This is a genomic window from Pedobacter metabolipauper (assembly GCF_004362715.1).
GTDB classification, from domain to species: domain Bacteria; phylum Bacteroidota; class Bacteroidia; order Sphingobacteriales; family Sphingobacteriaceae; genus Pedobacter; species Pedobacter metabolipauper.
The window spans coordinates 35,527-57,861 of sequence record NZ_SNYC01000008.1; the positions used below are offsets into that span (position 1 = coordinate 35,527).

Genomic DNA, 22,335 nt, shown 5'->3' on the forward strand with positions numbered 1-22,335 from the left:
ATGAGTAATATCAAATATATTTTAGGCAGTTTTGGTGATCCTGACGAAATGATGCACGGCATCGATAAGTTACAGGAAAACAACATTCATATTTATGATGTGTATACACCAATGCCTATTCACGGCATCGAAGCTAAATTGGGAATTAAGAGATCCAGATTAGATATACTCGCATTCTTTTGCGGGATAACAGGAACTGCGTCTGCATTTGCACTGATCTACTTAACCTCTGTGGTAGATTGGAAACATAACATTGGTGGTAAGCCAGCTCTGGCACTTCCGGATTTTATTCCGATTATGTTTGAGTTAACTATTTTGTTCTGTGCATTCAGTTTAGTTGGTGCATACTATGCATCTACACACTTGTTTCCGGGAAGAGCGCCAAGAGTGATGGACTTAAGGGCAACTCATGACCGGTTCATTATCGCGATTGATGCGAAACAAAATGCGGAACATAGTAAAATTGATGGTTTATTAAAAGATGCAGGTGCTTTGGAAGTGAAGTACAATGAAAGGAAGTATATTAGCTATGAATAAGAATAAAGTAGTTTTAGCCTCATTTTGTATTCTTGCCAGTGCTGTAGTATTTTCAGCATGCAGAGATAAACAAAGTACAGGTTTAGAATACGCAAGGAACATGTATGATCCGCTTGCTTATAATCCGGATCAGCCAAATAACAATTTTGCAAACGGACAAACTGCACAAACACCACCGAAAAATACAGTACCAGTAGGTTTTGTTGAGGAAGATATCTATCCGAACACAGCTGCCGGTTATGAAGAAGCTGGTGTTAAACTGGTAAATAGCCTGCAGTTAACAGAGAAAAATCTATTGCAGGGCCAGCACTTATACAAAGTTTTCTGTGGTCCTTGTCACGGTGAGGCCGGAGACGGTCAGGGTCACCTGGTTAAGATCGAGAAATTTACGGGTGTTCCTTCGTTCATCGATCCGGAGAAAGCTTCTTCAAGAGGTGGCTTAATGAAAGATCTTTCTGCAGGAAAAATCTACCACACCATTAAATACGGTGTGAATATGATGGGGTCTTATGCTTCACAATTGTCACCTGAAGAGAGATGGAAAGTGGTGGCATACGTACAACAATTACAAAAAGGAAAATAGTAAGAAGAAAATGGGAACTCATAATTATAATTTAACTGAGCAGTTTGAGTTTACAGGTAAAGCAAAAACTTTAAGCTTAATCGCTATGTTAGTAGGGATTGGTGCTTTAGCATATGGCTTTTCTGCAGAGATACGTCATGAGCGTACATTTGCAAACCTGTTACTAATGGCTTATTACTTCGCTTGTGTTTGTATGTCTGGCGCTTTCTTTTTAGCGGTTCAGTTTGTTGCACAGGCAGGATGGTCTGCTTCAATACTACGTGTACCTCAGGCAATGGCTAAAACCTTACCAATTGCCGTGGTTATCCTGATCGCTGTGATCGGCGCAGGTCTATATACACATAACTTATACCACCACTGGAATGCTCCGGGTTTAACTGTAGAAGGTGATCCAAACTATGATAGTTTGATTGCTGGTAAATCTGCATTCTTAAATGTGCCTTTCTTTATGGCACGTCAGGTGGTCTTTTTAGGCGTTTACTGCATCTTCGCTTTATTGCTGGCAAGATTGTCAAACAATGAAGATCTTCAGGGCGGTTTAAATTCATACCGTAAAAGCTTTAAATACTCTTGTATATTCTTAGTGATCTACGGATTTACTACACCAATCTTTGCGTTTGATACGATCATGTCGTTAGAAGCACACTGGTTCTCTACCATGTTTGGCTGGTATAACTTTGCCGCCATGTGGGTAAGCAGCTTAGCAACGATTGCGATCATCATCATTCTGTTGAGAAAAGCAGGTTACATGAGCTGGGTAAATAACAGTCACCTTCATAACCTCGGTCAGTTTATCTTCGGATTCTCTATTTTCTGGACCTATGTATGGTTTGCTCAGTTTATGCTGATCTATTATGCAAACATGCCGGAAGAAACCGTGTATTTCTACAAACGTTTTGAGAATTACGAATTCTGGTTCTATCTGAACCTTGTTCTTAACTTCTTATCTCCTGTATTGCTGTTGATGGACAGGGATAATAAAAGACAGGAAAATATATTACTTACCGTATCAATCATTGTATTGTGCGGCCACTGGGTTGATTATTACCAAATGATCATGCCTGGCACGGTGGAAGAACACCATACTTTTGATTTTCTTGAGATCGGAATAGCCCTGGGTTTTGTAGGTTTGTTTACCTTTACCGTGTTGACTGCATTAAGCAAGAAACCACTGATCGCAAAAAATCACCCGTTATTACAAGAGAGTTTGAATCACCACTTGTAACCGGTGATCACGATAGCACAAATAAATAATAGTATAATAGAAGTACATTGTTACTACTTTTAAGGAAATGAGTTTAAGAAAATTTATAAGTAATAAAACAATAGCGGCCCTAGCAGTAATCGGAACTGCATTTGCAAATACTAGCGCATTTGCCCAAGCTGCCGGCGCTGCCGCTGCAACCGCTGAGAAACCTGTAGATATGGGTCCGGTTTATAAAACCGCTATTTTTTACGTCATGGCGTTTTTACTACTGTGCTTATTTATAGCCATAGTAGGTAAAGCGTTAAAGGTGTATGAACTGACCCGTGAGGCTCAGGATAAACCAAAAGGCATCAACTGGAATGCAGTGAACGGAACACTTTTCGCCATATTCCTGATCGTTGGCTTGTATGGTGTATACTGGGAATATACAGTTCATGGTAAAATGATCCTGCCGGAAGCTGCTTCTGAGCACGGTAAGAAAATCGACCAGATGTTTAACCTGACACTGATCATTACCACCATTGTTTTTATTGCTACTCACATTATCTTATTTGCTTTTGCTTATTTCTACAAACATACTGGTAAAAGAAAAGCATACTACTATCCACACAATAATGCATTAGAACGCATCTGGACAATTATTCCTGCACTGGTTTTAACCGTAATGGTTTTAATGGGCTTCCTTACCTGGAGATCTATATTCTACAAGATCGAAGATCCTAACAATAAACCGATCAGCATCGAGATCACTTCTTCTCAGTTTGCATGGGCAATCCGTTATTCAGGACCAGATGGTGTTGTTGGCCTAAAGAACTATAAATTGATTACTTCAGAGAATGCTTTAGGGATTGATTTTAAGGATAAAAATGCAATGGATGATCTTGTTGCAGACGAGATGGTTCTTCCCGTAAACAAACCGGTTCGTTTGATCCTGACCAGTAAAGATGTTTTGCATAGTTTTTATATGCCTCACTTTAGAGTGCAGTTAAACACGGTGCCGGGTATGACTTCTTACTTTGAATTTACTCCGACCATTACTACGGAAGAAATGAAAGCTAAGACCAACGATCCTAAATTTGAATATTTGTTCTTATGTGCTAAGATCTGTGGTGAAGGTCACTACAAGATGCAGAAGAAAGTACGTATCGTTTCACAAAAAGAATATGATGCATGGCTTGCAGAACAAGGCACTTATTTAAATGACGATTTGAGAAAGCAATTTAATATGCCTGTTACGGCTGCTCCAGCTCCCGCCCCTGCAGCGGCAACAGCACCTGCCGATTCAACAGCAGCAGATAGTACTGCCGTTCAAACAACCCAAACAGCTTTAAAAAAATAATAATACTGGAATAGCACATTATGTCAACTATATCATTACACGATACACATAACCACGATAGCCATGATGATCATGGGCATCACAAAGAGACTTTCTTATCGAAGTACGTCTTTAGCATGGATCACAAGATGATCGCTAAGCAGTTCCTGATCACGGGTATTATCATGGCTGTAATTGCTATGGGCTTATCTATCCTGTTCAGGATCCAATTGGCCTGGCCAGATAAGAGTTTTCCGATCTTAGAGACTTTCTTAGGAGAGTGGGCTGAAGGCGGAAGGATTAAACCTGATTTTTACCTGGCCCTGGTAACCATCCATGGTACCATCATGGTGTTCTTTGTGCTGACTGCCGGACTAAGCGGTACATTTAGTAATTTATTGATCCCACTTCAGATTGGTGCAAGGGATATGGCCTCGCCATTCCTGAACATGCTTTCTTACTGGTTCTTTTTCAGTGCCTGTGTAATCATGATGAGTTCATTCTTCATTCAAACTGGTCCTGCCAGTGCCGGATGGACAATCTATCCGCCATTATCTGCATTGCCAACCGCAATTAAAGGTTCTGGATTGGGTATGACCCTTTGGTTGATCAGTATGGTGCTTTTTGTGGCTTCCTCTTTAATGGGTGGTATCAACTATGTAAGTACCGTGCTTAACATGCGTACCAAGGGTATGGATCTTTGGAAAATGCCATTGACCATCTGGGCGTTCTTCCTTACCGCTATATTGGGGATATTATCATTCCCGGTTCTTGTGGCTGGTGTGGTTCTCCTAGTATTTGACCGTAGCTTTGGTACCAGTTTTTACCTTTCTGATATTGTAATGGGTACTCAGGTATTGCCTAATGAAGGTGGTTCACCAATCTTATGGCAGCATTTATTCTGGTTCCTTGGTCACCCTGAGGTATATATTGTAATTATGCCCGCATTGGGTATCTCTTCTGAGGTAATCTCAGTAAACTCCAGAAAACCTATCTTCGGTTACCATGCGATGATCTATTCATTGATCGGTATTACCATTCTATCGTTCATTGTTTGGGGCCACCACATGTTTGTAACCGGTATGAACCCGTTGCTGGGCGGGGTATTTATGATCACTACACTGATCATTGCGGTACCTTCTGCTGTGAAGACCTTTAACTATTTAGCAACCCTTTGGAGAGGTAACATCAAGTTTACCCCGGCCATGTTATTTGCTATAGGTTTAGTATCCTTCTTTATCTCTGGTGGTTTAACCGGTTTGTTCTTAGGTAATGCATCTTTAGACATCAACTTACACGATACCTACTTTGTAGTAGCCCACTTCCACCTGGTAATGGGTTCTGCAGCCATCTTTGGTATGCTTGCTGGTGTTTACCACTGGTATCCTAAAATGTTCGGCCGTATGATGAGCAATAAATTAGGATACCTGCATTTCTGGTTAACATTTATATGTGCTTACCTGGTATTCTTCCCGCTTCACTTCTTAGGTCTTGATGGGGTTCCGCGTCGTTACTATGCATTTACAGAATTTGAGTTTATGCAGAAATGGTTAACCGTAAACGTATTTGTTACCTGGGCAGCTATTATTGGCGGTCTGGCACAAGTGGCCTTCTTATGGAACTTCTTCTATTCTATCTTTAAAGGTAAAAAAGCACCTCAGAATCCATGGGGAGCGAATACTTTAGAGTGGACTGCTCCTGTAGAGCATATACACGGTAACTGGCCTGGTGAAATTCCAACAGTATATCGTTGGCCATATGATTACAGTAAGCCAGGTGCTGAACAAGATTTTATTCCACAAACCATTCCTTTCTCAGAAACAATGAGCTCAAATATGCCTCATGATTTTGAAGGAAATGCAGAAGCTGAACGGATCCAGAAAGAATGGGAAGATCAGAGAGACGCAGACGAAAAAACAAAATTAGACTAGCACATAGTTTATATTAAGATGAGGTATCTGCAGTAGGTAAATACTTACAACAGATACCTCTTTTTTTTAATCAAAACACACCCATGGTTCCTAGATCTGAAAAGAGATTTATCAGGCTTAACCTGATAACGATTGTTGTAACCCTGCTGCTGATTTTAGCTGGTGGCATAGTACGCAGTACAGGTTCTGGTATGGGATGCCCCGATTGGCCCAAATGTTTTGATCAGTATGTACCCCCTACATCGGTATCACAGCTTCCTGCAGATTATAAAGAGAAATATGTTGCGCAGCGAATCGCTAAGAATGAACGTTTTGCTAAAACGCTGGACCGCATGGGTAAAGGTCATCTGGCAGACAGCATCCGCCACGACCAGTCTATTTTACAGCCTGAAGAATTTAATGTTTCTAAAACCTGGACAGAATATTTAAACCGTTTAATGGGCGCCATTACCGGCTTCTTATTACTCGGGCTAACCGTCTTATCCTGGAAGTACCGTAAAAGTGCCGCCCGCATATCCATACTAAGTTTTCTGAACCTCATCATCGTTGGTTTTCAGGCCTGGCTGGGTTCTATCGTGGTATCTACCAACTTAATGCCCTGGGTGGTAACCGTTCACATGCTGCTGGCGCTGGTCATTCTTGCCATATTGGTATATACCTATAATTATGCGCAGCAGCTGCAGAAGGAAACGACTGTAATTATGGCGAAGGTGACCTGGTTAAAGGTGATCATCTTTTTAACCATTGTATTGAGTGTGATTCAGATTGTGCTGGGTACTGAAGTAAGGGAAGCTGTTGATGCCGTTTCCAGAAAGCTCTTGTACAATAACAGGGAAAGCTGGATTGCAGAAACCGGAATGATCTTCTCTTATCACAGGGATGTCGCTATATTTGTGCTGATCCTTAATCTGGTTGTTTACAAGATTGTTAAGGACAAGTTTAATGGTAAAGCTGCGGCATTGTCAGTAGCCTATAAAATTTGGATTGTATTGATTATTCAAATCGCATCTGGCTTAATATTATCTAACTTTGCATTGCCGCCATATGCGCAGGCATTGCATATTTTATTTTCTACTGCTTTATTTACCCTTCAGTACTATTTGTACTTACTGGTTTATAGAACAGATTCATATCAACAAGAGCATTAACTATATATAATTTGAAACAGTTTCTATCAGATTTCTCCAAGCTCATTAAATTCAGATTAACCTTTCTGGTTGTATTTTCTGCATCCGTTACTTTTTTGATTGGATCGAAGGTACAAATTGATGGCGTTATTCCGGGAGTTAACTGGCTAAACTGGGTCATTCTGATTGCAGGCGGGTTCCTGGTTACTTCTGCCGCAAACTGCTTTAATGAAGTGATTGAGGTAGACCTCGATAAATTAATGACGCGGACTAAAGATCGCCCGATGCCCGCAGGCCACATGACCACTGGTCAGGGTTTGGTATCTGGTTTGGTCATGGGGATGCTCGGTACATTTCTGTTGGGACAATTGAATATAGAAACCGGGTTGTTATCTGTGTTCTCTATTTTTCTATATGCCTTTGCCTATACACCTTTAAAGCGTAAATCTCCAATCGCTGTGTTTGTAGGTGCCATACCCGGTGCATTGCCTCCGCTGATCGGGTATGTTGCGGCACACGGCAGGATTGATAATATTGCAGTTATTCTGTTCCTGGTTCAGTTTGTTTGGCAGTTTCCTCATTTTTGGTCCATTGCCTGGGTGTTGGACGACGATTATAAAAAGGCAGATTTCCGTCTTTTACCTACCACTAAAAGAGATACGATTAGTGCATGGGTGATATTCTTAAGTACACTGGTGTTGATCCCCGTAAGCTTACTTCCCGTTTTTTATCACTTTGGCGGTTACTATATTGCAGTTGTTTCTATATTGGCTGGTGTTGTGTTTAGTTATTATGCCTTTGCGTTACTGGCAAAGAAAGATATTCCAAGTGCGAGAAAAGTAATGTTCTGTTCATTCTTTTATCTCCCTTTGGTTCAATTGGTTTTATTATTTGATTTTATAAGTAAATAAATATGGTTCATTCAATCAAACAACAAGAGACGGGCTTAGACTATAGGGCTAAGAAATTTGTGATGTGGTTATTTGTTGTTTCATCTACCATTATGTTTGGTGGCTGGACAAGTTATTACATTGTGTTCTCCGCTTCTAAAGGTAAGGGACATGGTCTGGTATTGCCCGAATTGTTCATCTACAGTACTGCGGTACTTGTGCTGAGCAGCATTAGCCTTTTTCTGGCATCCAGGGCCTTAAAAAATCAACAATTCAATGCCCAGAAAACATTTTTATGTTTAACGATGGTTTTGGGTATTGTATTTGGTTACCTGCAGGTGGATGCCTGGTCTACTATGGTAAAGACCGGAGCCGTATTAATGAATAACAATGCCGCAATTTCCCTGATATATATCGTATCCGGATTTCACATTCTGCACATTTTTGCCGGCATATGCCTGGTATTTAATGCGCTGATGGGAGCATATAAAGAACTGCCTATGGAAAAGCGTACATACCGGATGGAAATCGCTTCTATATTTTGGCATTTTATAGATATATTATGGATATATCTGTATGTTTTTTTACTTTTGAACAGTTAGAATTTTTAACAAACTATTACTATTAACAAAATGAGTTCATTATCACAATTAGATCAGGTAAAAACCACTCCATGGAGCGGAGGCCGCTCGCCGTGGTCAGTAGAGTACGGTAAAATAATGATGTGGTTCTTCCTGGTATCTGATGCATTCACCTTTTCATCATTACTGATCTATTACGGAGCGCAGCGTTTCTCTAAACTTACCTGGCCTGATCCGGATTTGGTTTTTCAATCCATTCCGGGACTTGTAGAAGGCAATGCGCCATTGGTGTTTGTGGGTATTATGACCTTTATTTTGATCATGAGTTCCGTTACTATGGTACTGGCTGTTGAAGCCGGCCACAGACGTTCTAAAAAAGAGGTGATCTGGTGGATGGTAGCTACCATTATTGGTGGTTTTATGTTCCTGGGTTGTCAGGCTGCAGAATGGACACACTTATTCCACGAAGGATTTGGATGGGGTAAAATTCCAAATATGGAAACCTTACACCACTTGTTTAGCGGTGAGGTATCTACCGTTTCTGCATTACAGTTTTCTAACTTGTTCTTTACCATTACCGGCTTTCACGGTTTTCACGTATTTACCGGGGTTCTTATCAATATCATCATCCTGTGTATGACCATTAACGGAACATTCGAAAAACGCGGACATTACCTGATGGTAGAGAAGGTTGGTCTATACTGGCACTTTGTGGATCTGGTATGGGTATTCGTATTTACATTCTTCTATTTAGTTTAATTATTCAATAAAATATTATGTCAGAAATACATACAGACAACGGACATCACGATCACGAACATGGAGATCATGCAGGATTAAGCAAAAAGAAGATATGGCAGGTATTTGGTATCCTTCTTTTGATTACGATGATCGAATTCTTCATCGCATTATGGGTCCTTCCTAAAGGATATATGTCTCATAGCGTAGGTAACTTTGTATACATCGCTTTAACCTTAGTAAAGGCCTATTACATTGTAGCTTACTTCATGCACTTAAAATATGAGAAGCTTGGATTACAGCTGGCCTTATCTATATCATTTATCTTTATTGGGTACTTTATTGTACTCATGCTAATTGAAGGCGGTTATCTGCATCTACACATGCCACTAGTTTAATGAACGCAGCTTCAATAAAGAAAGTTTTAATCCTGGTCACCATTTTAGCGGTACCAGGATTTTTGTATTATTTACTTCAGGATAAAGGAAAGAACAGGTACAGACCGCTCGCTATATTCGGGCCTAAAGCTGTAGCTTCTACCTTTCATTCAGTACGTGGAAAGAACATTCCGGATACCATTTATCATGTGGTTGATGATTTTAAACTGATCAACCAGGCCGGCGACTCTGTAAGCTGGAAAAACTATGATCGGAAAGTGGTTATTGTCAGCTTATTTTATACCACAGGCAATACCCATGCAGTTACCTTTGCCAATAAGGCCATGCGTGCGTTTGATGCAACCTTTGACCACAATAAGTCAGTTAACTTTATCAGCCTGAGCATTGATCCGGTAAAAGACAATCCGGCCGTAATAAGTGCATTTGCGAAAACACTGCCTGCAAAGGCCGGTAAATGGGATATGCTTACCGGCGACAGCACCCATATCTATAACCTGATCAATAAAGGTTTATTTATTGATGCACATCAGGATCTTACCGGTGGAGAGAAGAAATTCATTTACAGCAACATGTTTGTGCTGCTGGATATGAAACACCGAATCAGGGGATATTATGAAGCCACCAGCCAGGAAGCTTTATCAAAACTTGATGATGAGATCAAAGTGCTTATGGCCGAAGAATTAAGAAACACCAATGACGGGAGATAATCCGTTAATCACATTATGACCGAGAACACCCAAATTGAGCAGCGATATAACAAATGGATCATCCTGCTTTCCGTAGTGATACCCATTGCCGTAGCCGTACTTTTTTTTGTTAAGATTCCTAATGCAACACCATTACCATTCTTGCCGCCCATTTATGCCACCATTAACGGTATAACAGCTGTATTATTGGTTATCGCAGTGGTTGCAGTTAAAAATGGTAAGCTAAAGCTGCACGAAAATTTAATGAAATGTGCTATTGGCTGTTCATTACTATTTTTGGTCATGTACATTGCGTATCATATGACCACACCATCCACCTCGTTTGGGGGTGAAGGGATTATACGTTATGTTTACTTTTTCATCCTTTTAACGCATATCCTGTTGTCTATTGCAATCATACCTTTGGTGTTGATTACTTATGTAAGGGCATTGGCCCAGCGGTTTGACCGCCATAAAAAGATAGGTAAAATAACATTTCCATTGTGGCTGTATGTAGCAGTAACTGGCGTTGTTGTTTATCTAATGATTTCACCATACTATAATTTCTAGTCAGAGAATTCGTTTTAATGACGGGGTTATTGCGCTGCGTTTCCTTTTATAATTCAGGATTACTTATATTTGTACCATGAAAACGAAAGTATTTGTTTTACTTTTTATGCTGCTGCTTACAGCCTCATCTATGAATACGGCAACAGCGCAATGTGCCATGTGCTCTATCAGTGCTGAACAAGGTACAAAGAATGGCAATACCCAAGGGAAAGGCTTAAATACGGGAATCATCTATCTATTGGCTATTCCTTATCTCCTGATCTCAGGGATGGGCGCATTGTGGTATTTAAAATACCGTAAGGGGTCGGCAGGATATGCAAAAAACAACTAAGCTATACGCTTTAGTTAAAGGTAAATGTCCGCAATGCAGACGCGGTGATATCTTTACCGGCAGTCTTTACGGTCTTGATATTCAGCACACCAATTCTGTTTGCAGCCATTGCAGTATGCGCTTCGAGATCGAACCCGGATATTTTTATGCAGCGATGTATGTAAGCTACGCGATGAACGTATCAGAAATGATTACTGTAGGAATAGCTACTTACGTTTTTTCTGGCGGTAACCTGGAGTTTGAATCCCTATGGCTTTACCTGACTACTATTTTTACCGGATGTTTACTTTTAGCCCCATTTAACTATCGGTATTCACGCGTCATTTTATTACATTGGCTGTCTCCTAAAATAAAGTATAACGCCTATTACGATAAGCCATGATTAAACCTGAAACCTTAGATTTTATTAAAGACCTGGCCGAGAATAATGACCGCGAGTGGTTTGCGGAAAATAAGGGCAGGTATGAAACTGCGAAGCTCGATATTTATGCTTTCGCTGAACAGGTCATTCCAATCCTCGCAGCAATAGATCCGGAATTTTCCATCGATACTCCGCCAAAAAAATGTTTAATGCGTATTTACAGGGATGTACGGTTCAGCAAGAACAAAGCACCATATAAAAGTAATTACGGAATTACCTTTGATGTAAAGGGCAGGGGGATTACCACTCCGGATTATTACCTGCACGTACAACCCGGTAAAAGCTTTTTTGGCGTTGGTTTCTGGATGCCGGAAGCACCTGTATTAAAAAAGATCCGCGAAGAGATTGATTACAATACCTCCGAATTTTTGGATATTGTTAATGCGCCGGCCTTTAAACGAATCTTTAAGCTTAGCCAGGAAGACACGTTGAAGAATGCCCCAAAGGGATACGATACCGATCATCCTCAGATTGAATTCCTGAAATTAAAGAGCTTTATTGCCATATATCCATTAAAAGATGAAGAGCTTTTAAAGCCAGATTTCGTTAACAAGTTGAAAACTGCGTTAGAAACTATTTATCCATTTGTGCTATTTTTGAGAAATGCCGTTGTGCAATAATCGAGGGTAGCCCGTATCAATTATTAAAAGACATTATATTAATGAGAAAAATCAGTTTAATCCTATCTATTGCATTGTTTGCCAGTGCATTTAGCTCTTGCGTCATCTTGTCACCTAAAAAATATAAAAGTCTGATCGCAACTCAAGACTCCCTGAATACCGGCTGGACTGAATCCCAACTCAGAAACGAAAACCTGGAAAGCCTGATCGGTAAGCTTAGGAAAGATACAACGGGCTTAAGCAGTGCGTTAAATGATTTGAGGAGCAGGTATGCTGATATGGATAATAATTATGCTAAACTGCGCAGCAACAGCTCAACAGAGATCAATAAACTGTCTGATGACCTTAAAAAACGCGAACAGCGTTTAAAAGAAGTAGAAGAGGTATTGCGTAAACGGGATGAGGCTACGAACAAGTTAAAGGAAAAACTGCAGCAGGCCTTGCTTGGCTTTACCAAGAATGGATTAACGGTAGAGATCCGTAACGGAAAGGTTTATGTTTCTCTAACAGATAAACTATTGTTCCCATCAGGAAGTATTGTGATCGATGAAAAAGGAAAGCTGGCTTTAAGTCAGCTGGCAGATGTGCTTAAACAGCAGCCAGAGATCAATATCGCAGTTGAAGGACATACGGATTCACAGAAGATCACCAATCTTGGACAGATCAAAGACAACTGGGATTTGAGTGTGCTGAGATCAACTTCAGTAGTTCGGTTCCTTACAGAAATTGGTAAAGTAGAAAGTGTACGGATGACTGCAACCGGAAAGGGAGAGTTTCAACCATTAGGTGCCAATACCTCAGCCGATGGCAGAAGTAAAAACCGCCGGATTGAGATCGTGTTGTCTCCGAAACTGGACGAGTTATATGATCTGATCAAACAGTAACAGTCCAACGTTAGGTGAGTTCTTTTGGATTGTGTTCATATTGGATTATCTTTACCAAACCAGATCTAAACCCAACATGACACTTCGAGTTTCTTACTTAAAATTTTTAAAGAAAATCCTGCTTGTGGTATGGGCTGCTTTGATGTGCTTACCTGCATTTTCACAATCCAATTTTGAAAATAAGCTGAAACAGCTCAATCTGAGCATTGAGGCTAAGCAAACGTACGACCGCAGTAAACTTCAGCGTATTGCAGGATTAGAGCAAACATTAAAGTTACTGTTGCCTGCAGATATTAACGGCAGGTATAAGGTCTGTACCGCCTTATATGATGAATATAAATCCTTTAACTACGACAAAGCTTTTTATTATGCCCAAAGCATGCTCAGCTATGGGCGCAGGCTTAAGGACCCCGTTAAAGTAGCCAACGGAAAAATTAAACTCGGCTTTGTATTGTTGTCGTCAGGTATGTTCAAAGAAACTTTTGATTCCTTAAATACCGTAGACGTTCATATTCTTCCAGACAGTATTAAACAGGATTACTACTTTTTAAATGCCCGTACCTATTACGATCTGGCAGATTTTGATGCCGATAAATATTATACCCCGTTATATAACTTAAGAGCCGGGATCTACATAGACTCTGCCATTGCATTGTCTACCCAAACATCTTATGATTATCAGTACTACCTCGGCTTAAAATATCTTAAAATGGGTAAGCGTGACCAGGCGGCCGCACTGTTAAAAAAGATACTCCACACGTACCCTTTGAGCAACCACCAGCTGGCCGTAACCACCTCTACATTAAGCGATATTTATATTCAGAACAATGAAATAGATGAAGCGCTGCAGCTGCTGTTCCAGGCGGCAGAAGCCGATATCAAATCTTCTACAAAAGAAGCTGCAGCAATGCTGAACCTGGCCAAGCTGCTTCATACCAAAGGAGACATTAAAAATGCCTATGTTTTTATAAACCAGGCGATGAATGATGCCAGCTATTATGGGGCACGCCAGCGTAAAGTGCAGGTAAGCGCCATATTAATGGTGATTGCCGGTGAAAAAGTAAATTCCGTAGAGGAACAGCGGAGGATCCTTTTTATTTATGCAACCCTGCTAACGCTTTTGGCAGCAGTGGTGATTCTTTTTGCATTTATCATTTACAGACAACTTAAGAAATTAAAAAAGGCGGATAAGATCATTATCGAAACAAACCGTTCTTTACAGGAAACCATAGATCAGTTGAACGAGGCTGAGAAGATCAAAGAAGAATACATTGGTTATTATTTTAACCTGATCTCTGAATCCATAACCAAGCTCGAGAAATTTAAAAGGTCTGTAAGCAATAAATTGGTAACTAAAAAGTTTGATGACATTCAAATGCTGGTAGATAATATCAACCTGAAAAAGGAGCGGGATGAGCTGTTCCTGAACTTTGATAAAGCATTTTTAACCCTGTTCCCAAATTTTGTAGAAGCATTCAATGCACTTTTTGAGCCTGAACACCAGGTTAAACTCAGTTCAGATCAGCTGCTCAATACCGATCTTAGGATATTTGCCCTCATCAGACTGGGTATTCATGACACGGAAAAGATTGCCAGTATTTTAGAATACTCCATGAATACCATATACAACTATAAAGCACGTATAAAAGGCAAATCTATCCTTCCAAATGATGATTTTGAACTGGCTATTTTAACCATAAAGGCCGTATAGGATTTACATACGCTTATATTCCGTTTATATTTTTCTATTTTTATGTTTATTTATCTATCTGTAAATCAGATAAATATAATTATATATTCTTTACTGGGTTTATATTTTGATTTTGAAAATTGTGAGTTGGCAATTAAAGTGATCTCTTTGAATCGCAATTGGGAAATTAACCTGAGGCAGAAACAACCAAATTAAATATAAACAAGTATGAAATCCAATCGAGAATCTACGGGTATGCGGCGAATAACTGTTCCCCGTTCTTAAGCACTCGCTGATACGCTAAATAAAAAACCATTTATAAACTTAAAATTATATTCTAATGAACAAACAATTACTTAAAGCATTTGGGCTTTGCTGTATCTTTTTGTTGATGTCTTTGGTGTCTGCGGCACAAAAAGTTACCATCAGCGGAAGAATTACAGATGAACAGGGCCAGCCCCTGCCTGGTTCCAGCGTCCTTGTAAAAGGAACAAAAATAGGCCAGGTATCTGACAATAAAGGGGCATATAGCATCTCCATTAACAATTCAAGCACCGATATCCTGGTGTTTTCTATGGTTGGTTTTACCAGCAAAGAAATTAAAGCTTCAACAGGCTCAACAATCAATGTTCAGCTTAAAGAAGAAGACCAGCTTCTAAATGAAGTGGTAGTGGTAGGTTATGGTACACAAAGAAGACGCGACCTGACCGGTTCTGTAGCTTCTGTAAAAGGAGATGAATTTAAAAACCAACCCATTACCAATGCTACTGAAGCCCTGCAGGGACGAATAGCGGGTGTTAACATCGTTAAGAGCTCAGGAGCACCCGATGCAACCCCTTCGATTACCATCAGGGGATTATCCTCTTTATACCAGCCAGACCCATTATACATTGTGGATGGTATCCGGGTAACTGATGTGAGCAACGTAAACGTTCAGGATATTGAATCTATGGATGTTTTAAAAGATGCTGCTGCTGCATCTATCTACGGTGCTGCTGCCGCCGGCGGGGTTATTTTAATTACCACAAAAAAAGGAACAACCATTGATCCGGTTATCAATTACAATAACCGCTTTGGTATCACTACCCCTAAAGTGGGCAAACTGCTGGATAAAGACGGTTATATAAAACTTCAAAATATCATTAATCCAACACTATTTGCTGGTGCAGGAAGATTAGATACACTGGCCAATACCGATTGGATCGATGAAACTTTTAACAATGCCGTAGAACAAAACCATAACATTTCCTTAAACGGGTCAACACCTGTTGTTAATTATTTGGTTTCTGGTTTCTACAACAAACAAAAAGGAGTTGCCCGTAAGAATTTCTCAAACATTGGGGGTGCCCGGATCAATACCGATTATAAGCTCGGAAAAATATTCAAATTTGGTGAGCAGCTTTCTATATCAAGACGCAGCACTTCAAACCCACAGAACTATGGCGTAGAAGCACAACTGCACAATTCGCCCTTCCGTACCTTGCCGATCGTTCCGTTATATAATAGCAATGGGGCATACGGTACCATACCAACCAATTACCCCGGACTTTCTTTCTCCGGAACACATCCGGTAGGTGCCATTGATAATGCGAATGTAGAAGATTTCAGGAACAATATGCAGGCAAATATTTATGGAGAAGTAAAGCTGCCGCTCGGCCTTACCTTTAGAAGTAATGTGGGTTACTCGTATTACAACCAAACTTTTAATTTCTTCCAGAATGCATTCTCAATTGGTGGTGTAGGTACCGGAACAAATTCATTAACCAAGCAATCGGTAGAAAGTCAGTCACTGCTTACCAACTTCCTGTTGTCATATATTAAAACGTTTGATAAGCACAACATCAGTGCAGTAGCGGGTTTTGAGCAGATTACACAGCGCTACAATAATGTGAATGTGATGGCCACCAACGTGTCGCCATTGGCGGCCGCAGATTATGCATTTATTGCCACAGCAAGTTCAACTTATTTATTTACCGGTCAACGGGATAACCAGGGACTCGTTAAATCGTTTTTTGGACGTGTAAACTACAACTATAACGGTAAGTATTACCTTTCAGGCTCTATCCGCCAGGATGCAAACTTTACTGTATTTGGTCCGAACAAACAAAAAGGAGTATTCCCTGCTGCATCTGCAGGATGGACAATTTCTGAGGAGCCTTTCTTTAAAACGCTGATACCCGCTTTTAACAGCTTGAAATTCAGGGCCAGCTATGGTGAGCTTGGAAACAGCAACATCGGACAATACGCCTTCCTTTCCGTTTATCAGCCTTTTGCTAGTTTAGGTAATGGCAGTGCTGGTGGTGCAAACTTCTCTCCGGGCGGAACAATTATTCCTGGCGTAGGCTATTCTGCCATTCCAAATCCGGACCTGCATTGGGAAACGATCAAAGAAACTAACATTGGGCTGGATGGCTCGTTGCTAAACAACAAGCTATACTTCTCTGCTGAATATTATAACAAGGCTACACATGATATGCTTTATAATTTACCAATGGCACCAAGTGCAGGTGTTTCACAACCGTACTTAACCAATATTGGTACCGTAAGTAATAAAGGTTTTGAATTGCTGTTGGGCTATAAAAGTAACGTTGGTGCAGTTGGATTTGACCTGAGCTTTACTGGTGCCTGGAATAAAAACGAGGTTACCAAACTTTCTGATCAAACCACCTCTGCATTTTATAATGGATATAACTTTTATAACAATGGTGATTTGGCGTTCCAGATCATGCCCAACCAAACCATTACCATTACCCAGAAAGGATTGCCATTCGGATCGTTCTATGGGTACAAATCCCTGGGCATCTTTCAAACAGATGCAGAAGCTGCCGGACAAAAAGTTAATGGCATAACGTCTGGTGCCGGTGACCTGCATTTCCAGGATCTGGATGGCAATGGCGAGATTAACAGCAATGACCGCCAGGTAATTGGCAACCCAAACCCGAAATTGGTTTATGGTATCAACATGCGTTTTAACTATAAAGGTTTTGATGCGGCATTTCTTTTCAATGGGGTAGCTGGCGTTGATTTATTTAATGGGGTTAAAGCATATGAAATGCGTCCGTTTGCCGATGGAAATACCTCTCCTAAAGTATGGGGTGCCTCGTTCCTGGCTGGGAATGGTTTAACAGATCAGCCACGGTTGGGTGTAGCCAATCCGAATGGAAGCTTTACGCTTGATCCAAATGGTAACTATTCTTCTGTAAACAGTTATTTCGTAGAGAAGGGAGATTATCTGAAGCTTAAAAACCTGCAGATTGGTTATACTTTCTCCAATACACTGCTGCAGAAAATAAAGGTGAATAAGGCCAGGATCTTTGTTATGGGAAATAACCTGTTTACAATCACTAAATATTCAGGACTTGATCCGGAACTCGGTGCTTCTTACTCACCGGCAGGTTTCTCTAATGTAACCACAAGAGGAATAGATGTAGTAAGTCAATATCCGCAAACAAAGATCTATTCAGTAGGAATTGATGTTACTTTTTAATCAACCAAATAAAATAAACAAGATGTACAACAAAATATATATCGCATTACTGGCTGTTTTTTTACTAGCTGGTTGTAAAAAGGACCCGGCATTGGTTGGTCCAACAGATAAAGTCTCTACCTCATCCTTACCTAAAAATTTAGATGAACTCAATACCGTACTTGCTCCCGCTTATGGCAATTTAAAGAGCATTGGCTTGTACGGCTTTGAACTGATGCCTAAGGCATTGGAAAATTCAGTACACGCAGGAGATTCAAATTACAACGGTGATGCCGGATGGAATGAAATGACTGCAAATAACCTGAGCACCACCAATAGCCGCTCTACAAACGCATGGGCGGCATTGTATGCAGGTGTGACCACCTGTAATGCAACTTTAGCCGCCGCCGATTTTTTTGAAGCCACCTATGCTTCATCAGGTCAGAAGGCCGATATTGATGCCATCCGCGGACAAGCGAAGTTTATGCGTGCTTTTTATTATATGCAGCTGGAAACCTTTTTTGGTGAGGCTTACATTAAAACTGGTGGTGTAAATGAAAATAAAATGGGTGTTCCTTTGTTTAAAGAGATCCCTAAAAACCTGGAAGCCACACAACAGCCAAGGGCAACCACAAAAGCCGTTTGGGATTTTATTAAACAAGACCTTTCTGAAGCAGCAGTATTACTGGACAATAAGGTATGGCCGGCAGCTGAAATTGGCAGGGCTACTGAATGGTCTGCCAAAGCATTGCTGGGAAAAGCCTATGTGTTTACGGAAGACTGGACCAATGCAAAAACGACCTTATTGGATGTAATCAACAACAGCGGTAAATCATTAATGCCGTTTGATAAATATAAAAATGCGTTTAACGGCATCATTGCAAATGAATTTAATGAAGAGTCTTTATTTGAGATGAACGTTGACGCCGACAATAAAGGAAATTATGGTCCATGGGGAAGCATCCCCAATGCATCTACCTTGAACGGGATCATCTGGTCACCATATATTCTAAGTGAAGCGGGTACTGAGACCGGTTCCAGACCTTTAGGCTACGGTGGTAACCTAGGTGTTCATGATAAAAATATTACCCGTTTTGGCTACCCATTGGGTTATTACACTTTAGTGGCTAACCCGGCATTTGACAATACCAAACCTGCTAGTTTCAGCAACCCTGCCCAAATCATGGATCCGGTATACCGGGCACAGGCCGAAGCGGTACGTACCAATAAAACGGCAGACCCACGCTTGTATGTTAACCTGGTACAACCATGGATCGATGTTTTAAATACAGACTGGAATGGTGGGGCCAAACAGAATGTGCCGGTTTCTAAACCAGATTACTTAGCCGGAGAGCCCAATACCTATGGATGGGGATTTAGAAAATATGCAGCCATTGATTATCACATCAATGCGGTAAACTATGATAAATGGAACTGGTATTTCCTTCGCCTGGCAGATGTATACCTGCTGTATGCAGAAGCAAGTATCGGTTCAGGTGATGCCGCTACAGGATTGGAATACATTAATAAAGTACACCGCAGGGCATATAATCTTCCAGTTAATGTAGCATCTGCAAGGGATTATACTTCGCTTACTGCTGCTACACCAGCTATTAATGATGCTGTTTTAGGCAATAGCCCATTACGCTATGAGCGCTGGGCAGAATTTTTCCATGAGGGACAATGGTGGTTTGATGTGTGCAGATGGCGCCTGGGCCCTCAGGAAGCCGCATTTTATGGCAAGGCAAGAAACCTGACCACGCCATTGACATTTAATGAAAATAAAAGCTATGCCTGGCCAATTCCACAGGATGAATTCAATGCAAATGCAAAAATAGCCGGACAGCAAAATCCCGGATATTAATCAATATAAATGTGCCGGGTATCGTTTCTTATACCCGGCATTTATAATGCCTTTTAAAACCAATTTCATGAAGAAGATAATTACTTGTTTGTTGAGCATGGCAATTGCCGGAAACCTAATGGCCCAGGATGTAAAACCTGTTGTAGCGAACCTGAATAAAGTAAAGCTGGAGTTTAAACTGGATCCGGAGGGAAAACCAGTCTACGCAGTATATTTTGACGGGAAACCTGTAATCACTAATGCCGCACTTGGCTTTGAATTGGTGAATGACAGTGCTTTTAGCAAGCATCTGGAATTAAGCAATGTGGAGAAAGCAGACTTTGATGAAAGCTGGAAGCCGGTATGGGGCGAGGTAAGTACCATCCGAAACCATTATCAGCAGCTGACTGTTCATTTAAGACAAAAGGAAACTCCAAAACGCCTGATCAATATTGTTTTCAGGGTTTTTGAAGATGGTGTTGGATTCAGATATGAGTTTCCGAAGCAACCCGGCCTGAAATATTTTGTGGTTGCTAAAGAACTGACACAATTTAATTTAACCGGTGATCACAAGGCATTTTGGATCCCTGGAGATTACGATACCAATGAGTATCAATATACCACCAGCAAGCTGAGCCAGGTGGATGGATGGGCTGTATCAGAAAAAGCTACTGATATTGCAGTCAGGGTAGTGCCAGATCAGCATGCTGTGGCTACACCACTGATGCTGAAGAGCGATAATGGTTTATACATCAACATTCACGAGGCTGCCTTGGTTAATTACCCGGCTATGCAGCTCCATGTCAATACCCATAACTTTCAACTGTCTGCCAGCCTGGTGCCTGATGCTTTAGGCAATAAGGCCTATCTGCATGCACCATTTAATACACCCTGGCGAACCATTATTGTAAGTGATCAGGCCGCAGCTATTCTAAATTCTAAAATGATCTTAAACCTCAATGAGCCTTCTGTAATTAAAAACACAGAATGGATTAAACCCATGAAGTTTGTTGGCGTTTGGTGGGAGATGCAAACCGGAAAAAGTACCTGGAGCTTTGCAAATAGTTTAGATACAGCAGATGCTGCCGGAAACTTAATTGCAAACGGTACGCATGGGGCAAATACAGAAAATGTAAAGCGATATATAGATTTCGCCGCTAAAAATGGCATTGAAGGGGTTTTGGTAGAAGGATGGAATACCGGATGGGAAGATTGGTTTGGAAACTGGAAGGAGAATATATTTGATTTTACAACGCCGTATCCGGATTTTGATGTTAAAGGGATAGCAGAATATGCGAAAGCCAAAGGAGTTAAGATGATCATGCACAATGAAACTTCAGGATCAGCAACTACCTATGAACGGTATTTGGACACCGCATTCCGGTATATGAATAAATACGGTTATCCGGCAGTAAAAACTGGATATGTGGGTAAGATTATACCAAGAGGGGAGCACCACGATGGACAATGGATGGTTAACCATTATGAGCGTGTTGCCCAAAAAGCCGCAGACCACCAGGTCATGATTGATTCACATGAATCTAACCGGCCTACCGGATTGCACCGTACCTATCCAAACTGGCTGGCCTCAGAAGCAGGCAGAGGCAATGAGTACAATGCATTTAGTATGGGTAGTGCGCCAGACCATGAAACCATACTGCCTTTTACGAGGTTAATGGGCGGACCAATGGATTATACACCGGGTATTTTTAAGTTGAAAGGTTATGCGGCCGGCGCATCTGACCGCCAGGTTCATACTACGCTGGCTAAACAACTTGCCTTGTATGTAACCTTATACAGTCCGTTGCAGATGGCTGCAGATTTGCCTGAAAATTATGAGGCACATCTGGATGCATTTCAATTTATTAAAGAGGTGCCAGCAGATTGGGACGATACAAAAGTAATTGAAGCAGAGCCTGGTGATTACATCACCATTGCACGGAAAGCTAAAGGATCAGCAAACTGGTTTATAGGATCCATAACTGATGAAAACGCCCGTACCGCTAAGATCCCATTGTCTTTTTTGGATAAGGGAAAGAAATATGCCGTTAAGGTATATAGCGATGCAGCTGATGCAGACTGGGAGAAAAACCCGGAAGCATATGTTATTAAAGAATATAAAGCCACCTCAGCCACGGTATTGAAAATAAACATAGCAAAAGGCGGCGGTGCTGCAATAACTATACAGCCTTTAAATAACTTAAGAAACGTATTCCATTAAGGTTCTGAACGCAACAAATTGATTTTCAAACTGCGCGTTAAGGTCGGACTGTAAGGCTGGTGCAAAATTATCCTGGTAATTCAGGTAGTTTTCCATGCTTTCAGCAACATATTGCGCGCAGTAAGTAACGCCCTCATTTGGGGAGTCTACTACTTTAAGTAAACGGGATGACACAAACATTTCTGTTGCCATAACTTCAGGAATATGGATTTCCTGCATCCATTGAAGCCAGCGCTCAGCAGCTGCATCTTCAATAATTAAGGTTACATTGTATAATAACATGGCACAAAGAT

General features: G+C 40.9%; 21 protein-coding genes. 20 read left to right on the top strand and 1 reads right to left on the bottom strand.

All coding sequences use genetic code 11. The features are described from left to right. The 20 genes from ATK78_RS20610 to ATK78_RS20705 all read left to right on the top strand — a co-directional run bounded on the left by ATK78_RS20610 (position 1) and on the right by ATK78_RS20705 (position 22,042). Positions 1-537: a DUF3341 domain-containing protein gene (locus ATK78_RS20610; RefSeq protein WP_133578031.1), complete on the top strand. Its 537-nt coding sequence runs from the start codon at positions 1-3 to the stop codon at positions 535-537. Continuing rightward, positions 530-1,120, top strand: coding sequence for a c-type cytochrome (locus ATK78_RS20615; protein WP_243732592.1), 591 nt, complete (start codon positions 530-532; stop codon positions 1,118-1,120). Before ATK78_RS20610 ends, ATK78_RS20615 begins: the two co-directional genes overlap by 8 nt. A gap of 10 nt (positions 1,121-1,130) precedes the next feature. Further along, positions 1,131-2,345: a quinol:cytochrome C oxidoreductase gene (locus tag ATK78_RS20620; protein ID WP_133578163.1), complete on the top strand. Its 1,215-nt coding sequence runs from the start codon at positions 1,131-1,133 to the stop codon at positions 2,343-2,345. Between the two features lie 67 nt (positions 2,346-2,412). Then, positions 2,413-3,666 carry a cytochrome c oxidase subunit II gene (locus ATK78_RS20625; protein WP_133578033.1) on the top strand — a complete coding sequence of 418 codons (1,254 nt, stop codon included), beginning with the start codon at positions 2,413-2,415 and terminating at the stop codon, positions 3,664-3,666. Between the two features lie 116 nt (positions 3,667-3,782). Next, a complete protein-coding gene (locus ATK78_RS20630; RefSeq protein WP_133578164.1) occupies positions 3,783-5,576 on the top strand; it encodes a cytochrome c oxidase subunit I in 1,794 nt (597 codons plus the stop codon). An 83-nt stretch (positions 5,577-5,659) separates the two neighbouring features. Beyond that, positions 5,660-6,724, top strand: a complete 1,065-nt coding sequence (locus ATK78_RS20635; RefSeq protein WP_133578034.1) for a COX15/CtaA family protein — start codon at positions 5,660-5,662, stop codon at positions 6,722-6,724. An 11-nt stretch (positions 6,725-6,735) separates the two neighbouring features. Further along, the gene (gene cyoE, locus ATK78_RS20640) at positions 6,736-7,614 is read left to right on the top strand and encodes a heme o synthase (RefSeq protein ID WP_133578035.1); all 879 of its coding nucleotides are present in this window, start codon (positions 6,736-6,738) and stop codon (positions 7,612-7,614) included. Positions 7,615-7,616: 2 nt separating this feature from the next. Further along, complete coding sequence (locus ATK78_RS20645) at positions 7,617-8,195, top strand: cytochrome c oxidase subunit 3 (protein ID WP_133578036.1); 579 nt, start codon at positions 7,617-7,619, stop codon at positions 8,193-8,195. 30 nt (positions 8,196-8,225) lie between these two features. Next, entirely contained in the window at positions 8,226-8,933 is a 708-nt protein-coding gene (locus ATK78_RS20650; RefSeq protein WP_133578037.1) for a cytochrome c oxidase subunit 3, read from the top strand. A gap of 17 nt (positions 8,934-8,950) precedes the next feature. Then, positions 8,951-9,310, top strand: a complete 360-nt coding sequence (locus ATK78_RS20655) for a cytochrome C oxidase subunit IV family protein (RefSeq protein WP_133578038.1) — start codon at positions 8,951-8,953, stop codon at positions 9,308-9,310. After that, the gene (locus tag ATK78_RS20660; protein ID WP_133578039.1) at positions 9,310-10,017 is read left to right on the top strand and encodes an SCO family protein; all 708 of its coding nucleotides are present in this window, start codon (positions 9,310-9,312) and stop codon (positions 10,015-10,017) included. Before ATK78_RS20655 ends, ATK78_RS20660 begins: the two co-directional genes overlap by 1 nt. Positions 10,018-10,032: 15 nt before the next feature. After that, the gene (locus ATK78_RS20665; RefSeq protein ID WP_133578040.1) at positions 10,033-10,566 is read left to right on the top strand and encodes a DUF420 domain-containing protein; all 534 of its coding nucleotides are present in this window, start codon (positions 10,033-10,035) and stop codon (positions 10,564-10,566) included. Between the two features lie 76 nt (positions 10,567-10,642). Further along, the gene (locus tag ATK78_RS20670; protein ID WP_133578041.1) at positions 10,643-10,897 is read left to right on the top strand and encodes a hypothetical protein; all 255 of its coding nucleotides are present in this window, start codon (positions 10,643-10,645) and stop codon (positions 10,895-10,897) included. Next, entirely contained in the window at positions 10,881-11,279 is a 399-nt protein-coding gene (locus ATK78_RS20675; protein WP_133578042.1) for a DUF983 domain-containing protein, read from the top strand. The genes ATK78_RS20670 and ATK78_RS20675 overlap by 17 nt, the downstream gene beginning before the upstream one ends. Continuing rightward, positions 11,276-11,938, top strand: coding sequence for a DUF2461 domain-containing protein (locus tag ATK78_RS20680; protein WP_133578043.1), 663 nt, complete (start codon positions 11,276-11,278; stop codon positions 11,936-11,938). The genes ATK78_RS20675 and ATK78_RS20680 overlap by 4 nt, the downstream gene beginning before the upstream one ends. Before the next feature lie 41 nt (positions 11,939-11,979). After that, positions 11,980-12,822 (top strand): OmpA/MotB family protein, encoded by an 843-nt coding sequence (locus tag ATK78_RS20685; protein WP_133578044.1) that lies wholly within the window; start codon positions 11,980-11,982, stop codon positions 12,820-12,822. A 76-nt stretch (positions 12,823-12,898) separates the two neighbouring features. Continuing rightward, on the top strand, positions 12,899-14,533 hold the full coding sequence (locus ATK78_RS20690; RefSeq protein WP_243732593.1) for a DUF6377 domain-containing protein: 1,635 nt from the start codon (positions 12,899-12,901) through the stop codon (positions 14,531-14,533). Between the two features lie 319 nt (positions 14,534-14,852). Further along, the gene (locus ATK78_RS20695; protein WP_133578045.1) at positions 14,853-17,999 is read left to right on the top strand and encodes a SusC/RagA family TonB-linked outer membrane protein; all 3,147 of its coding nucleotides are present in this window, start codon (positions 14,853-14,855) and stop codon (positions 17,997-17,999) included. A 22-nt stretch (positions 18,000-18,021) separates the two neighbouring features. Further along, positions 18,022-19,842 carry a RagB/SusD family nutrient uptake outer membrane protein gene (locus tag ATK78_RS20700; RefSeq protein WP_133578046.1) on the top strand — a complete coding sequence of 607 codons (1,821 nt, stop codon included), beginning with the start codon at positions 18,022-18,024 and terminating at the stop codon, positions 19,840-19,842. Positions 19,843-19,909: 67 nt separating this feature from the next. Next, positions 19,910-22,042, top strand: coding sequence for a glycoside hydrolase family 97 protein (locus ATK78_RS20705; RefSeq protein ID WP_133578047.1), 2,133 nt, complete (start codon positions 19,910-19,912; stop codon positions 22,040-22,042). On the opposite strand, the gene ATK78_RS20710 is transcribed toward ATK78_RS20705, so the two are convergent. Then, positions 22,022-22,324, bottom strand: coding sequence for a DUF4286 family protein (locus ATK78_RS20710; protein WP_133578048.1), 303 nt, complete (start codon positions 22,322-22,324; stop codon positions 22,022-22,024). The two genes, ATK78_RS20705 and ATK78_RS20710, sit on opposite strands and share 21 nt — an antisense overlap. Positions 22,325-22,335 lie beyond the last annotated feature (11 nt).

Excerpts from the sequence above, each read along its gene's own strand:
- ATK78_RS20655 (WP_133578038.1), top strand. The coding sequence starts at position 8,951 with ATGTCAGAAATACATACAGACAACGGACATCACGATCACGAACATGGA.
- ATK78_RS20645 (WP_133578036.1), top strand. The coding sequence starts at position 7,617 with ATGGTTCATTCAATCAAACAACAAGAGACGGGCTTAGACTATAGGGCT.
- ATK78_RS20700 (WP_133578046.1), top strand. The coding sequence starts at position 18,022 with ATGTACAACAAAATATATATCGCATTACTGGCTGTTTTTTTACTAGCT.
- ATK78_RS20705 (WP_133578047.1), top strand. The coding sequence starts at position 19,910 with ATGAAGAAGATAATTACTTGTTTGTTGAGCATGGCAATTGCCGGAAAC.
- ATK78_RS20650 (WP_133578037.1), top strand. The coding sequence starts at position 8,226 with ATGAGTTCATTATCACAATTAGATCAGGTAAAAACCACTCCATGGAGC.
- ATK78_RS20695 (WP_133578045.1), top strand. The coding sequence starts at position 14,853 with ATGAACAAACAATTACTTAAAGCATTTGGGCTTTGCTGTATCTTTTTG.
- ATK78_RS20675 (WP_133578042.1), top strand. The coding sequence starts at position 10,881 with ATGCAAAAAACAACTAAGCTATACGCTTTAGTTAAAGGTAAATGTCCG.
- ATK78_RS20610 (WP_133578031.1), top strand. The coding sequence starts at position 1 with ATGAGTAATATCAAATATATTTTAGGCAGTTTTGGTGATCCTGACGAA.
- ATK78_RS20685 (WP_133578044.1), top strand. The coding sequence starts at position 11,980 with ATGAGAAAAATCAGTTTAATCCTATCTATTGCATTGTTTGCCAGTGCA.
- ATK78_RS20635 (WP_133578034.1), top strand. The coding sequence starts at position 5,660 with ATGGTTCCTAGATCTGAAAAGAGATTTATCAGGCTTAACCTGATAACG.
- ATK78_RS20665 (WP_133578040.1), top strand. The coding sequence starts at position 10,033 with ATGACCGAGAACACCCAAATTGAGCAGCGATATAACAAATGGATCATC.
- ATK78_RS20710 (WP_133578048.1), bottom strand. The coding sequence starts at position 22,324 with ATGTTATTATACAATGTAACCTTAATTATTGAAGATGCAGCTGCTGAG.
- ATK78_RS20660 (WP_133578039.1), top strand. The coding sequence starts at position 9,310 with ATGAACGCAGCTTCAATAAAGAAAGTTTTAATCCTGGTCACCATTTTA.
- ATK78_RS20680 (WP_133578043.1), top strand. The coding sequence starts at position 11,276 with ATGATTAAACCTGAAACCTTAGATTTTATTAAAGACCTGGCCGAGAAT.
- ATK78_RS20625 (WP_133578033.1), top strand. The coding sequence starts at position 2,413 with ATGAGTTTAAGAAAATTTATAAGTAATAAAACAATAGCGGCCCTAGCA.
- ATK78_RS20690 (WP_243732593.1), top strand. The coding sequence starts at position 12,899 with ATGACACTTCGAGTTTCTTACTTAAAATTTTTAAAGAAAATCCTGCTT.
- ATK78_RS20630 (WP_133578164.1), top strand. The coding sequence starts at position 3,783 with ATGGATCACAAGATGATCGCTAAGCAGTTCCTGATCACGGGTATTATC.
- ATK78_RS20615 (WP_243732592.1), top strand. The coding sequence starts at position 530 with ATGAATAAGAATAAAGTAGTTTTAGCCTCATTTTGTATTCTTGCCAGT.
- ATK78_RS20670 (WP_133578041.1), top strand. The coding sequence starts at position 10,643 with ATGAAAACGAAAGTATTTGTTTTACTTTTTATGCTGCTGCTTACAGCC.
- ATK78_RS20620 (WP_133578163.1), top strand. The coding sequence starts at position 1,131 with ATGGGAACTCATAATTATAATTTAACTGAGCAGTTTGAGTTTACAGGT.